This is a genomic window from Ideonella sp. B508-1, from assembly GCF_000333615.1.
Lineage (GTDB): Bacteria > Pseudomonadota > Gammaproteobacteria > Burkholderiales > Burkholderiaceae_C > Ideonella.
In genome coordinates this window covers 1-12,017 of sequence record NZ_BADL01000078.1, presented here as the reverse complement: position 1 = coordinate 12,017, position 12,017 = coordinate 1, and the positions used below count along the sequence as shown (strand labels likewise).

Here is a 12,017-nt window from a genome sequence, read left to right as displayed (position 1 = left end):
GCCAGGCCGCCCAGGCCCAGGACCCGGACGCCTACTTCTACGCCAACGAGGACTTCCACCAGGCCATCTACGCGGCCTCGCACAACGACTACCTGACCGAGCAGGCCGGCGCGCTGCAGCGCAAGCTGCGGCCCTACCGCCGGCTGCAGCTGCGGGTGCGCAACCGCATGCAGCGCTCGCTGCAGGAGCATGCGGCGGTGCTCGAATCCATCCGCGCGGCCGAGCCCGAGCAGGCGGCGCTGCAGCTGCGCAACCATGTGGTGGTTCAGGGAGACCGCTTCGCCGACCTGCTGGCCGAGATGCGGCAGTTCGAGGACAGCCCGGTCAGCCCCTGAGGGCGCGGCCGCGGGCGGCGGGGCTCACAGCAACTCGCGCCGCAGCTGGTGGGCCGGCGTGAGGTAGCGGCCCACCGCCAGGCGCAGGAAGATCCAGGCCCCGATGCCGGTGGCCATGGCCAGCATCAGCACCACCATGATCTGGTAGCGCACGGCCACCAGCGGCGAGGTGCCCGCCAGGATCTGGCCGGTCATCATGCCCGGCAGCTGCACCAGGCCCACGGTCATCATGCCGTTGATGGTGGGCGTCATGGCCGCGCGCAGCGCGCTGCGCACCAGGGGCTGCACCGCCTGCGGGCCCGAGAAGCCCAGCACCAGGCGGGTTTCCACCTCGCCGGCGCGCAGGCGCAGCTCGCTCTGCAGGCGGTCGGCGGCCAGGGCCACGCTGCTCATCACATTGCCCAGGATCATGCCGGCCAGCGGGATGATGTACTGCGGCTCGTACCAGGGGTGGACCTGCACCACCACGCCGATGACATAGCCCAGCGTCAGCACGGTGGACAGGGTGAGCGCCACGCCGGCCATGCCCTGGGCCCGCGGCAGCGGGGTCTTGAGCCGGCCCACGGCGGCGCGGGTGGCCACCGCCGTCATGGCCAGCAGGATGAGCACCACCCAGTACCAGTGCGCCGCGGCGAACACGCCGGCCAGGATGAAACCCACGCCGTAGAGCTGCACCACCGTGCGCAGCGCGCCCACCACCAGGTCGCGTTCCAGCCCCAGGGCCTGGCGGATGGACAGGGCCACCAGCACGGCCACGAAGCCCAGCACCCCGGCCAGTTGCCAAAGCGACAGTTCGATCACGCCTCCCCCGCTCATGCCGGGCCGCCCTCCGTCGGTTCGACCACGCCGGCCAGGAAGGCACGCAGCCCGCTGTCGGCCTGGGCGTCGGAGGCATCCAGCACCGAGACCGGCGCATACGCCCGCACCCGGCCCTTGACCAGGTACAGCACCCAGCCGCCCAGGGCCCGCACGAACTCGGGCTGGTGGCTCACCGCCACCACCGTCATGCCGCGGGCGCGGCACAGGCGGGTCAGCACCTCCACCACGCGGGCGGTGTTGGGCGGGTCCAGCGCCGAGGTGGGTTCGTCCAGCAGCAGCACTTGCGGGTCGCCCAGCAGGGCGCGGGCGATGGTCACGCGCTGCTTCTCGCCGCCAGAGAGCTGGGCGGCGTCGCGGTCCAGCAGGGTCGCATCCAGCCCCACCTCCTGCAGCACCGCGGCCAGGCGCGGCTCGCCCAGGTCCAGCGTGTGGCCGGGCGGGCGCAGGCACAGGTTGTCGCGCACCGTGCCCTCGAACAGCACCGGCGTCTGCATGACCATGGCGGCGCGGCGGCGCAACGCACGCGGGTCCATCTGACAGATGTCCTCGCCGCCCAGGCGGATGGTGCCGCGGCCCGCTCGGCCAGGCGGTTGAAGCAGCGCAGCAGGGTGGACTTGCCCGAGCCCGAGGGGCCGACCAGGGTCAGCACGCCGCCGGGCTCGACCTGGCAGCAGATGTCCTGCAGCACCCGGTGGCGGGGCGGCCACCGGCCGCGGGCTGGGTGACCGATTAGTGATCGACCTCGATCAAGGCCGGGCCGGGCGCGGCGCTCATCGGGACTCCCGTTCCGGCTCGCCCTGCTCGCGCCGGCGGTAGGCCCCGGGGGGCAGGCCGGTCCAGCGGCGGAAAGCGCGGTGGAAGGCGCTGGCATCGTGAAAGCCCAGTTCCAGCGCCAGTTCGTCGATGCTGGCCTGGCTGCTGACCAGGCGGTCGATGGCCAGGTCGCTGCGCAGCCGGTCCTTCAGTTGCTGGTAGCTGGTGCCCTCGGCCTCCAGCCGGCGGCGCAGCGTGGTGGGGTTGGTGCCCAGCTCGGCGGCCAGCTCCTCCAGCAGCGGCCAGTGGGTTTCGCCGGCCTGGATGGAGGCCTGGCGCAGCCGGCGGCGCAGGCGCGCGGTCCAGCTGTCGTCGTTCTTGTAGCGCAGGAAGACCGACTGCGGCGCGGTGGCCAGGAAGGCCTGCAGCGTCTCGGCGTTCTGCACGATGGGCGCGCGCAGCAGCTCGGCGTCGAAGCGGATGGCGGTCAGCGGCTGCTCGAAGCGCAGGTGCTCGCAGAACATGCGGGTGTACTCGGCCGCATGCTCGGGCCGGGGGTGGGCGAAGCTCACCTCGTCCAGCACGAAGCGCCGCCCGATCAGCCAGCACAGCAGGCCGTGGGTCAGCACCAGAAAGGTCTCGTCGGCGAAGCGGCGGTCGGCCGCGTCGGCGATGCGGTTGTGCAGGCGCAGCTCGGCGCGCGGGCCCTGCACCACCAGCTCGCCCGCCACCTCGTCCAGAAAGACCGCGAAGCCGCGCAGGATGCGCTTGATGGCGCGCTCCATCGTCGTGCAGGAGATGACGGCCTGGCACATCAGCGCATAGCTGCCCACCTTCATGCCGCGGCGGTCCAGACCGAAGAACTCGTCGTCCAGGGCCCGGCCCACCGCCAGCCACAGGGCCGAGAAGGCCGAGGCCGGCACCCGCGCATGGGCCATGCCCAGCCACTCGGCCGGGATGCCGGCGGCGGCCAGGGCCTGCAGCTGCGCCGGCGGCGGCAGCTTGGCCACCGCCGCACGGACGAAGTACATCGAGACCGTGTCCTTTTCGATGTGATTGACTTCGTCCATGCCGCCCCAAGCCTTGCCTGGGGCGGCATTATCGCGCCCGGGTCGCCCGGGCCGGGCTCAGCCCCGCGGCCAATGCGCTGGCGGCAGGCCCGCCACCGGCGAGCGGAAGCAGGGCAACCGGGTGCCGGCCAGGCTGCCCAGGTACACGGTGCGCAGGTCCGGCCCGCCGAAGGCGATGCTGGCCATCATCGGCGCCAGGGTGCCCTGGCAGGCGCCCATCAGCGCCGGGGTGGTGGTGCCGGCCTGGTAGTGCTGCTCGTAGACGGCCAGGGCCTCGGGCTTGCCGTCGTCCAGCAGGGTCCAGACCTCGCCCTCGGGCGTGATCGCGATCAGGCGCTCGGTCAGGATGAGCGTGACCCAGAGGTTGCCGTGGGCGTCGATGGCGAAGCCGTCAGGAAAGCCACCCAGGTCCGCTGGCCCGTGCACCTGGCGCTCGCCCAGCGAGCCGTCGGGCCGCACCCGCAGGCGCGAGATGCGCCGTGCGTTGGTCTCGGCCACGTACAGCCACTCCTCGCGGGCGTCCAGGCGGATCTCGTTGGTGCCCACGAAGCCGTCGGCCACGATGCGGATGCCGCGTTCGTCGATCAGGCCCACATAGCCATCGGCGGTCTTCTCGTTGATGGAGCGGGTCCAGGGCACCTGGCGGGTGGTGACGCTGAACCAGATCCGGCCTTGCGAGTCGCTGAGCACGAAGTTCATCTGGCCAAGGGGCTGGCCGTCCAGTTCGCGGTAGAGGGTGCGGCTCTCGCCCTGGCGGGTCATCAGCTCGATCGCGTCGGTGCCGAAGTTGGCGATCAGGATGTCGCCATCGCGGTTGAAGGCGATACCGTTGGGCAGGCTGCCGCCCATCACCAGCGAGGTGGCATCCAGCGCGCGTTCGGGGCCGGCCTGCTGCTGGCGGATCAGGGTCTGCGTGCCATCGGCGGCGATGCGCATGACGCCGCGGGCATCGGCGGTCCACAGCGTGCCGTCGGGCTCGGCCAGGATGCACTCGGGGCGCTGCAGACCCTCGCCCCGGTAGCGGATCTGGCTGCGGTCCACCTGCCAGCCGCGCAGCGGGTTGGGACCGTGGGTGTCTTGGGAAGGCATGGTGTGGCGGGAGCCGGCAGACCGCCGGCCGGAGTGGAAAAGGTGCGCGGATGCTAGGAAGCCCGTGACCGCGGGGGAAATGGAATCTGCCGATGCCCGGCATCGGCGTTCCCGATGTCCGGAACAACCCGCCCCGGCCCGCGCGCGCCGGCCTTGCCGCCTACACTGCGAGCGAGCCTTCTCCGCCACTGCGTGCCCTGCCCCCGCCATGCGATACCAGCGCCTCGACCTGAACCTGCTCACCGCCCTGCGGGCCCTGCTGAGCGAGCGCAACGTGACCCGGGCGGGCGAGCAGCTGCATGTCTCGCAATCGGCCATGAGCGGCATCCTGGCGCGGCTGCGCGACTTCTTCGAGGACCCCCTCATCGTGCCGGTGGGCCGGCGCATGGCGCTCACGCCGCTGGCCGAGTCGCTGGTGGAGCCGGTCAACGACCTGCTGCTGCGCCTGGACGCCACGCTGGCGACCCGGCCGCAGTTCGACCCGGCCAGCTCGCGCCGGCGCTTTTCCATCATCGCCTCCGACTACCTGATCCAGGTGCTGATGCTGCCGGTGCTGCGCGCCCTGCACCACGAGGCCCCCGCGGTGTCCATCGAGTTCCGCCAGCCCAGCAACAGCGCCGCCACCGACCTGGAGAACGGCGAGGTGGACTTCGTCGTGAACCCGGCCTGCTTCAGCTCGGCCACCCAGTCCTCGGCGGTGCTTTTCCGCGATCACTACACCGCGGTGGTGGCCACCGAGGGCGCGGACTGGCCGCGGGCGCTGGACCTGGACGCCTACCGCCAGGCCCGCCATGTGCGGATGGAGGCCAATGGCCGGCCCCTGTTCGAGACCTGGTTCCTGGCCGAACATGGCGCGCTGCCGCCGGCCGAGGTGGTGGTCAACAACTTCAGCCTGCTGCCCCACCTGCTGCCGGGCACCGCCCGGGTGGCCACGCTGCACACCCGCATGGCGCAGCAGATCGTGGCGCAGTGGCCGGGTCTGCGGCGGCTGCCGCTGGCCTTCGACACCCCGCAGCTCGACGAGGTGCTGCAATGGCACCGCTACCGCGACCAGGACCCGGCCAGCCAGTGGCTGCGCGAGAAGATCCTGAGCGCCGCGGCCGCCCTGCCCCCGCTGGACTGAGTAACCGTCTTCCGAGTCAAGCGCCGTGAAGCGAGTTGTCCCAAGGTTTGTTGGTGCGGACCATGGCATTGAGCGTGGTCAGCAGCTTGCGCATGCAGGCCACCAAGGCGACCTTGGGCAGCTTGCCGGCGGCGATCAGGCGCTCGTAGAAGGCCTTGACGACGGGGTTGCGACGGCTGGCGGTGAGCGCAGCCATGTACAGCACTCGGCGGACATCGAAACGGCCGCCCTGGATGCGTCGTCGCCCCTTGCTGGAGCCGGAGTCATTGGCCATCGGCGCAATGCCCACCAAGGCGGCGATTTCGCGTCGGTTGAGCCGCCCCAGTTCAGGCAACTCGGCGATGAGCGTGGCGCTGGCGACCGGGCCAATTCCGCTGGCCGACTGCAGCAGTTGGTCGAGCTCGGCGAAGTGCTCGCGCACATGGCTGACCATCTGTGCCTCGATCTCGTCGAGCTGCGCCTTGATGGCCGCCACGATGGCCTCGATGCTGGGGTGCAGACCCTTGGGCGTGATCTGCAGGCGCTGCCGCTCGCTCAGCAGCATGGCCAGCAACTGGCGCCGGCGAGTGACGAGCGCAGCCAGCCACTGCTGCTGGGGGTCGGCCAGTGGGCGCAGGAAGCGGGCGAGGTCTTCGCGACGCAACAGCACCGCGGCGAACTCCGCCAGCATGCGAGCATCCACCCTGTCGGTCTTGGCCAGGCGACCCATCGACTTGGCGAAGTCGCGCGCCTGGCGCGGGTTGACCACCGCCACAGGCAGGCCAGCGGCCTGCAGCGCGCAGGCCAGCTCCGTCTCGTAGCCGCCAGTGGCCTCCATCACCACCAGTGCCACGTCCAGCGGCCTCAGGGCTGCCGTCAACGCCGAGTGGCCCTCGGCCTGGTTGTCGAACCGCTGGGCATCGAACTTGGCGCCCAGCACCGAGACATCGACATGCGCCTTGGCCACGTCGATGCCCACCACCACTGAGGAAGCAGACATGGTCTTCGGATCCCTTGCTTGTGCATGCGCGCTCGGACAAGCCAGCGCGCGTAACCGTTCGGGCTTCAGGAAGACCAGCACGGCGGCCGTGCGTTCTGTACTCAGTCACGGGCTCGAACACCCAAGCGCCTACCAAACTGCACGGGCCGGTCTGGTCGTCTCAACGACGATCAGACTCTACCGCGCTGGTCTGGCCTGAACATACAAGCGTCATCCGGCTCCGGCCTGCTGGGAACAAGGTCATTGGGACATCCCCGTCAGCCGGCAGGCCGGCTGGTGCGTTGCTGTGGCATGAGCAAGCTTTTCTCGTCATGGTGTGTCCGTGTGTGGCTGGGGTTGACCTTGGCCGCCGGCATGGTGGCGGCCCAGGCGGCGGGGGATCCCCCCGGTCGTGTGGGTCGCCTGGCGGAACTGGACGGCAGCGGCTGGCTGCAGCAGGGCGGGCAGGGCGAATGGGCCGGCCTGCAGCGCAACCAGCCCCTCACCACGGGCGACTGGATCAGCACCGACCCGGGCAGCCGGGCCCGGGTGGAGATCGGTTCCACCGTGCTGCGCCTGGATGGCGGCACGGTGCTGCAGGTGCGCCGGCTGGACGACGAGCGCATTGACCTGTGGCTGCAATCGGGCGCCGTGTCGGCCCGCATCCGCCAGCCCGAGGTGATCCGCGAGCTCTCCCTGAGCTGGGCCCAGGGCAGCCTGCAGCCGACCAGCACCGGCGCCTACGTGCTCCGGCAGGATGACGAAGGCACCCGCCTGAGCGTGCTGGCCGGGGAAGGACGCTTCAACAGCCCCGCGCGCAGCTTCAGTTTGCGGGCCGGGCAATCGGTCGAGCTGAACCAGTCGCCAGGCAGCCGGCAACTCGACATCACCTGGACGGACCTGCCGCAGGACCGTTTCGTGACCTGGGTCCAGGACGAGGACCTGCGCAATGACTGGGCCCGCGACAACCCGCCGGTGTCCAGCGAAATGACCGGGGCGGACGATCTGAACCGCTACGGTCGTTGGGAGCAGAGCCCCGAGTACGGGATGGTCTGGCAGCCGATGGTGGTGACGGCGGGGTGGGCACCGTACCGTTATGGTCGCTGGCTGTGGGTGGCCCCCTGGGGCTGGACCTGGGTGGACGACGCCCCCTGGGGCTTTGCCCCCTTCCACTACGGACGCTGGGCGTACTGGGGCAGCCGCTGGGTCTGGGTGCCGGGCGCCTATGTGCGCCGGCCGGTCTACGCGCCGGCCCTGGTGGGCTGGGTGGGCGGCTCGGGCTGGAGCGTGTCGATCAACGCCGGTCCGCCGACGGTGGGCTGGGTGCCGCTGGCCCCGATGGAGCCCTTCGTCCCGGTTTACGTCTACACGCCGGTGTATTACCAGAGGGTGAACCCGTGGCGTCCGCCGCTGGTGCGCTATCCCCTGGCGGCCGGGGCCATCGACTACCGCAACCGCCTGGCCCCGGGCGGCGCGACCTGGGTGCCCGCCCAGGTGGTGCAGGCGCAGCAGCCGGTGTGGCGGGCGGTGCGTCCGCAGGACGAGGAATACCACGGTCGTGTTCCGCTGGTGCCGGTGGCGCCGCCGTCCCGGCCCGTGGGGCCCTTGCCTGGACAGGGGGGCAGCTCTGGTGGCCGGGTGCCCCCCGCACCGGGCTGGGGCCATGTGCCGGTCCAGCCTGTTCAGCCTTGGCAGCCGCAGCCGGTCACGCCTGCCGTGCCGCGTCAGCCCGTGCCGGGATCCGGCGACAACCCGTCGGATGAGCGTCGCCATCCTCTGCCGGTTCGGCCCGCGCCGGTGAACCCCATGCCTGTGACTCCGAGCCCCACGGCGCCGGTGCCGCAGCTGCAGCCATCGACGCCGGCCCGTCAGCCCGACTGGCCGGGGGCCGGACGGGAGGCGCGGCCCATGCCGGTGCCGCATGATGTCGCCCCGTGGCGGCAGGAAGACAGCGAGGGTGAACGGTGGGGTGGGGGTCACCGGCCGCCGGGCCAGGCGCCCCAGCCGGCCGCCCAGCCTCAGCCTGTTCGGCCAATGCCGGAGGCCCGCCAGCCTGAGCCTGTGCCCCGGGCCATGCCGCCGGCTCCGCGTGCGCCGGCCATGCCGGCCTACCAGCCCGTCCCGGCGCGGCAGGCGCCTCCGGCGGCCGAACGCGGTGATCCGCACGGCGGCGGCCGGCGCCCCGGTGCGCAAGACGAGGACAAGCGCCGCGACAACCCGCAGCGCTGAGCCGCGGGCGCCTCAGCGCAGCAGGGGCTGGAGCACCGGCCAGACGTTGTCCAGCAGGATCGGGTGGGCCTTGGCCAGCGGGTGGATGCGATCGGCCTGGAACCAGGCCTCGGCATCGGGCCGGTCGGCCACGCCCTTGAGCAGAAAGGGCACCAGGGCGGCCTTGTGCTGGCGTGCCACGTCGCTGAACACGGCGGCAAAGTCGCGCGTGTAGGCCGCGCCGTAGTTGGGGGGCACCTGCATGCCCGCCACCAGCACCTTGGCACCCTGGGCCTGGGCCTGGGCGACCATCTGGTCCAGGTTGTCGCGGGTGCTGGCCAGCGGCAGACCGCGCAGCGCGTCGTTGCCGCCCAGTTCGATGATCACCACCTTGGGGCGATGCTGCTTCAGCAGGGCGGGCAGGCGGCTGCGGCCACCGGCCGTGGTGTCGCCGCTGATGCTGCCGTTGACCACCTGCCAGGGGCGGGGCGCCTTGGCCAGGCGTTCGCCCAGCAGGGCCACCCAGCCGCTGCCGCGGGCCAGGCCGTATTCGGCCGACAGACTGTCGCCGAGCACCAGCAGCGTGGGCTTCTGGGCTGGTTCGGCCGCCCAGCCATGGGCCTGCCAGGGCAGGGTGCAGGCCAACAGGCTACAGTGCATCAGCCATCGCCGCCGCCCGCCTGGCAGCACCGGCTTCCCATCCGGTACGGTTCTTTTGTCTGACACGCCCTTGTCCTTCATTCCATGACCCCAGCCATCATCGCCGTCGAGCACCTCACCAAGCGGGTGAGCGATGCCACCGGGACTCTGACCATTCTCCACGACATCAGTTTCACGCTGCAGGCCCGGGAGTCGGCGGCCATCGTGGGGGCCTCGGGCTCGGGCAAGAGCACGCTGCTGGGCTTGCTGGCGGGCTTGGACGTGCCCAGCGAGGGCACGGTCAAGCTCGATGGCGAGGATCTGTTCGCGCTGGACGAGGATGCCCGTGCCGCCTTGCGGGCCCGGGCCCTGGGCTTCGTGTTCCAGAGCTTCCAGCTGCTGGCCAACCGCACGGCGCTGGAGAACGTGATGCTGCCGCTGGAGCTGGCGGGCCGGCGCGATGCCCGCGCCGCCGCTACCGACATGCTCCAGCGCGTCGGGCTGGGGCAGCGGCTGGGCCACTACCCGCGCCTGCTGTCGGGCGGCGAGCAGCAGCGGGTGGCGCTGGCCCGGGCCTTCGTGGTGCAGCCCAAGGTGCTGCTGGCCGACGAGCCCACCGGCAGCCTGGACCACGCCACTGGCGAGAAGGTGATGGAGCTGATGTTCGAGCTCAACCGCGAGCGCGGAACCACCCTGGTGCTGGTGACCCACGATCGGTCCATCGCTGCGCGCTGCGACCGGCAGTTGCTGATCGATGCCGGCCGCCTGGCGGCACGGGGCGAGACGGTGAGCGTCTGAGACCGCGACGGTTCAGCGCGCGGCGCGCCCGCGCAGGCGGGCCACCGCATTCACCACGGCCAGCACCAGACCGCCGGCCACCACGCCGATCAGGGCCGGTGCCAACAACCCCGCCACGCCTGCCAGCCAGCCGGGCAAGGCCTGGGTGAAGACTTCCACGCCATGGTGCAGGACCGGCAGGCCGTGGGCCAGGATGCCGCCGCCCACCAGGAACATGGCGGCCGTGCCCAGCACGCTGAGCGCCTTCATCAGCCAGGGCGCCGCCCCCAGCAAGAGCCGGCCGAAGCCGCGCAGGCCTTCCCGGAGAGCGCCTTCGCCGGTGAGGCGGGCCAGGGCCAGGCCCGCGTCGTCGAGCTTCACGATGGCCGCCACCAGGCCATAAACACCGATCGTCAGGACGAGGGCCACCAGAGCCATCACGCCGAACTGGGTGAGCAAGGTGGCACCGGCCACGCTCCCCAGGGTGATGGCGACGATCTCGGCCGAGAGGATGAAATCGGTGCGGATGGCGCCGCGGATCTTGTCCTTCTCCAGCGCGACCAGATCCACCGACGGATCGGCCAGGGCCTCGGTCAGCGCGGCGTGCTGGCTGTCGTCCTCGGGGCCGTGGACCAGCCGGTGCCAGACCTTCTCGAAGCCTTCGAAGCACAGGTAAGCCCCGCCGACCATCAGGAGCGGGGTGACCAGCCAGGGGGCCAGGGCGCTGATGGTCAGCGCCGCAGGCACCAGGATGACCTTGTTGACCAGCGAGCCCTTGGCCACGGCCCACACCACGGGCAGCTCGCGGCTGGCATCCACGCCATGCACCTGCTGGGCGTTGAGCGCCAGGTCATCACCCAGCACACCAGCGGTCTTCTTGGCCGCCACCTTGGTCAGCACCGACACATCGTCGAGCACGGTGGTGATGTCGTCGATCAGGGCGAGCAGGTTGGCGGCGGCCATGGGGGCAAGGTCAAGAAAGGATGCTGTGATGCTAACCGGCCATGAACACAAGCCGGTGGCGGCCCAAACGAACAAGGCACCCGAAGGTGCCTTGCGCATGGGGCCGAGGGCCTGGAAGGTTTACTCGCCAGCCGAGAACTTGTAGTCGGTCTTGGCGGCGTTCTTCAGGTCTTCCTGGTACTTCTGCAGGGAGGCCTGGGCCAGGCGTTGCATGATCTGCGGCTTGACTTCCTCGAAGGCCGGGAACTTGGCTTCGCGGGTGTCTTCCAGCTTGATGATGTGCCAGCCGAACTGGGTCTTCACCGGGGTCTGGGTGTACTCACCCTTCTTCAGCGCAGCCAGGGCCTGGCCGAATTCCGGCACATAGGTCTCGGGCTTGGCAAAGTCCAGATCGCCACCGTTCTCGGCCGAGCCCGGGTCCTTGGAGTTCTTCTTGGCCAGCTCTTCGAAGCTGGCGCCGGCCTTGAGCTGCTCGATCAGCTTCTTGGCTTCGTCTTCGGTTTCCACCAGGATGTGGCGGGCGTGGTACTCGGTGCCCGAGGAGGCGGCCTTGATCTTCTCGTACTCGGCCTTGGCATCGGCCTCGGAAGGCTGGTGCTTCTTCTGGTAGTCGGCGAACAGCTCACGGATCAGCACGGTCTGGCGCAGCAGTTCCAACTGGGCCTTGAAGTCGGCGCTGGCGGGGATGCCGGCCTTCTCGGCGGCCTGGGCGAAGATCTCGCGCAGCACCACTTCGTCGCGGGCACGGGCTTCCATCTCGGGGGTGACAGGCTGGCCGCTGCGGTTGGCCTGCTGCAGCAGGGTGTTCACGCGCGCCTTGGGCACCGGCTTGCCATTGACGATGGCAACGTTCTGGGCCTGGGCTGCCAGCGGCAGGATCACGGCCAGGGCCGCCAGCAGGACAGTGGACTTCAGCTTCATGGTGGATGTCGCCTTTCGGGGGACTCGTGTCGTCAGGAACAGGAATGACGGGAGGGAAGAGGAGGGCGCGAAGCGTAACGGCAGGTAGACGTGAGACACACGTGAAGGCCGTCCGATGCTTGTGGCGCCCCGGGGCTCAGTGTTCGCCCGGTGCGCGGGTGTCCAGCGCCAGCGCATGGATCCCCTGGGTCATCAGGTCGCGCAGGGCATCATACACAAGGCGATGACGGCCCACGCGGCCGACCCCCATGAATCGCTCGCTCACCATGCGGACCCTGAAATGGCTGCCTTCGGCGGCCCCGCATGACCGGCGTGGGCGGCGCTGTCATCCTGCACCTCCAACTGCACCGGGGCGAAGGCGG

Annotated in this window: 12 protein-coding genes and 2 pseudogenes; 4 read left to right on the top strand and 10 right to left on the bottom strand. The window is 70.7% G+C overall.

The genetic code is table 11. From position 1 onward, the window contains the following. Window positions 1–335, top strand: a 335-nt coding sequence (locus tag I73_RS03395) for a GntR family transcriptional regulator (RefSeq protein WP_022979326.1), incomplete at its 5' end; no start/stop codon positions are given. A gap of 24 nt (window positions 336–359) precedes the next feature. On the opposite strand, the gene fetB is transcribed toward I73_RS03395, so the two are convergent. The 5 genes and pseudogenes from fetB to I73_RS03375 form a co-directional block, all read right to left on the bottom strand. Continuing rightward, window positions 360–1,151 (bottom strand): iron export ABC transporter permease subunit FetB, encoded by a 792-nt coding sequence (gene fetB / locus I73_RS03390; protein ID WP_026096259.1) that lies wholly within the window; start codon window positions 1,149–1,151, stop codon window positions 360–362. Continuing rightward, complete coding sequence (locus I73_RS34385) at window positions 1,148–1,861, bottom strand: ATP-binding cassette domain-containing protein (RefSeq protein WP_255348150.1); 714 nt, start codon at window positions 1,859–1,861, stop codon at window positions 1,148–1,150. The genes fetB and I73_RS34385 overlap by 4 nt, the downstream gene beginning before the upstream one ends. Continuing rightward, window positions 1,744–2,025: pseudogene (locus tag I73_RS34380) on the bottom strand (ATP-binding cassette domain-containing protein); the annotation flags it as partial. The pseudogene I73_RS34380 and the gene I73_RS34385, both read right to left, overlap by 118 nt. After that, the gene (locus I73_RS03380; RefSeq protein ID WP_022979324.1) at window positions 1,925–2,977 is read right to left on the bottom strand and encodes an AraC family transcriptional regulator; all 1,053 of its coding nucleotides are present in this window, start codon (window positions 2,975–2,977) and stop codon (window positions 1,925–1,927) included. The pseudogene I73_RS34380 and the gene I73_RS03380, both read right to left, overlap by 101 nt. A gap of 57 nt (window positions 2,978–3,034) precedes the next feature. Continuing rightward, entirely contained in the window at window positions 3,035–4,066 is a 1,032-nt protein-coding gene (locus I73_RS03375; RefSeq protein ID WP_022979323.1) for an SMP-30/gluconolactonase/LRE family protein, read from the bottom strand. 208 nt (window positions 4,067–4,274) lie between these two features. Here I73_RS03375 and I73_RS03370 point away from each other — a divergent pair, with 208 nt between their 5' ends. After that, a complete protein-coding gene (locus tag I73_RS03370; protein WP_022979322.1) occupies window positions 4,275–5,189 on the top strand; it encodes a LysR family transcriptional regulator in 915 nt (304 codons plus the stop codon). 16 nt (window positions 5,190–5,205) lie between these two features. Here the strand turns inward: I73_RS03370 and I73_RS03365 are convergent, their stop codons facing one another. After that, window positions 5,206–6,168, bottom strand: coding sequence for an IS110 family transposase (locus I73_RS03365; RefSeq protein ID WP_026096257.1), 963 nt, complete (start codon window positions 6,166–6,168; stop codon window positions 5,206–5,208). A 291-nt stretch (window positions 6,169–6,459) separates the two neighbouring features. Between I73_RS03365 and I73_RS03360 the strand changes: the two genes are divergently transcribed. Further along, window positions 6,460–8,376 carry a DUF6600 domain-containing protein gene (locus tag I73_RS03360; RefSeq protein WP_022979320.1) on the top strand — a complete coding sequence of 639 codons (1,917 nt, stop codon included), beginning with the start codon at window positions 6,460–6,462 and terminating at the stop codon, window positions 8,374–8,376. Between the two features lie 12 nt (window positions 8,377–8,388). Here the strand turns inward: I73_RS03360 and I73_RS03355 are convergent, their stop codons facing one another. Beyond that, window positions 8,389–9,015: an arylesterase gene (locus I73_RS03355; RefSeq protein ID WP_040499473.1), complete on the bottom strand. Its 627-nt coding sequence runs from the start codon at window positions 9,013–9,015 to the stop codon at window positions 8,389–8,391. An 84-nt stretch (window positions 9,016–9,099) separates the two neighbouring features. Here I73_RS03355 and I73_RS03350 point away from each other — a divergent pair, with 84 nt between their 5' ends. Next, on the top strand, window positions 9,100–9,792 hold the full coding sequence (locus I73_RS03350) for an ABC transporter ATP-binding protein (RefSeq protein ID WP_022979318.1): 693 nt from the start codon (window positions 9,100–9,102) through the stop codon (window positions 9,790–9,792). 12 nt (window positions 9,793–9,804) lie between these two features. Here the strand turns inward: I73_RS03350 and I73_RS03345 are convergent, their stop codons facing one another. The 3 genes and pseudogenes from I73_RS03345 to I73_RS32290 all read right to left on the bottom strand — a co-directional run. After that, window positions 9,805–10,734, bottom strand: coding sequence for a DUF808 domain-containing protein (locus I73_RS03345; protein WP_022979317.1), 930 nt, complete (start codon window positions 10,732–10,734; stop codon window positions 9,805–9,807). A gap of 120 nt (window positions 10,735–10,854) precedes the next feature. Further along, window positions 10,855–11,655 carry a peptidylprolyl isomerase gene (locus I73_RS03340; RefSeq protein ID WP_026096255.1) on the bottom strand — a complete coding sequence of 267 codons (801 nt, stop codon included), beginning with the start codon at window positions 11,653–11,655 and terminating at the stop codon, window positions 10,855–10,857. Between the two features lie 136 nt (window positions 11,656–11,791). After that, a pseudogene (locus I73_RS32290) lies at window positions 11,792–12,017 on the bottom strand (BolA family protein); the annotation flags it as partial.